The sequence below is a fragment of the Streptomyces sp. NPDC005181 genome, from assembly GCF_040608395.1.
In the GTDB taxonomy this organism is placed as follows: Bacteria; Actinomycetota; Actinomycetes; order Streptomycetales; family Streptomycetaceae; genus Streptomyces.
On the sequence record NZ_JBEXID010000258.1, the window covers coordinates 1 to 1,338 of the forward strand.

The following is a 1,338-nucleotide window of genomic DNA, read 5'->3' on the forward strand; positions in this document are numbered from 1 at the left end:
AGATGCCCCTATGTTTCGTCAAGTGGTGAGGACGGAACCGGGATGGCGGTCCTCGGCAGGATGTGTCGGTAGATCTCGCGGGCGACGTAGCGTTTGAGGCACCGGATGATCTCGCGCTTCGACATGCCCTGCTTGGTGCGTCGCTCCAGGTAGGAGCGGGTGCGTTCGTCCCACCGGATGCGGGTCATGACGATGCGGTAGAGGGCGGCGTTGGCCTGCCGGTTTCCACCACGGTTGAGGCGTCGGCGCTGGGTCTTGCCGGAGGACTGTTCGACCGGGCTGACGCCGCACAGAGCGGCGAAGGACGCCTCGGTGGTGATCCTGTCGGGGTTATCGCCGGCGGCGATGAGGAGGGCCGCGGCGCTGTCGGGCCCAACGCCCACGATCTCCAGCAACTGCGGGCGGTGAGTGCGGACGCTCTGGGTGACTCTGCGGGTGAGCTCCTTGACTTCGCAGGTCAGGTGCTGGATGCGCCGGGCCAGTAGCCGGAGGGCGAACACGGCCGCGTTGTCGCTGTCGGCAAGGCCGTCCGCGCACCGGACGATCAGTGCCGGGTTCCTGAGCCCGGACAAGGACTCGCGCAGTGCGGGATCGATACCCAGGATTACGGCTTTGAGCTGGTTCATCGCCTGCGTGCGGGCCTTGACAGCAGATTCTTTGGCCACTCTGAGGACACGCATGTCGGCGGCCGGACCCTCACCCGTTTTGGGCGTGGTGGTGGCACGTCCGGACAAGACCGCGCGGGCGGCGGCGTCCGCGTCGACGGCGTCGGTCTTGCCGCGCTTTCGCCGGGTGGCGCGATCAGGCTGGTTGACCTCGATGACCTGGATGTTTTCCCGGTGCAGGAACCGTGTCAGTGCCGCTCCATAGGATCCGGTGCATTCCACCCCGGCACGGTGCAGGACGCCGAAGGAGCGAGACCAGGCAAGGAGTTGACGGTATCCGGCAGCAGTTGTCGGGAACTCCTGGTGGGCCAGGAGCGCGCCGAGCACGGTGATCACTGCGGCGACGTGCACGTCCTTGTGGGTGTCGACCCCGAGGATCACATCCTCCGCAGGGTGTGCTGCCCGCTGCGCGGGCAGGGTCGCCTGGGGCATGCTGGTGACGGTCACGCGGCTCCTTCATCGGCTGGGGCTTATGGCCGACGCCGGGCCGGGTGGGCGGTCAGAACTGTGATGGTGCCCTGTTCACGGCAAGGCCCCTATCGGGACACGCCCGCTGGTCCGGCGGCAGCAAGCACCGCCCGGGGCCGGAACCGACAGATCTACTCCAAGGCAGTTGAGGCCAGTTGTCGCACGGGTCAGGCTCCGGCCCCCGACGGCACCCCACGAGTCTCAC

1 protein-coding gene is annotated in these 1,338 nt (G+C 67.6%); it reads right to left on the reverse strand.

What is annotated here, in order from left to right; translation table 11 throughout:
• Positions 1–8 precede the first annotated feature (8 nt).
• On the reverse strand, positions 9–1,112 hold the full coding sequence (locus tag ABZV38_RS40465) for an IS110 family transposase (protein ID WP_356333973.1): 1,104 nt from the start codon (positions 1,110–1,112) through the stop codon (positions 9–11).
• Between the last annotated feature and the right edge of the window lie 226 nt (positions 1,113–1,338).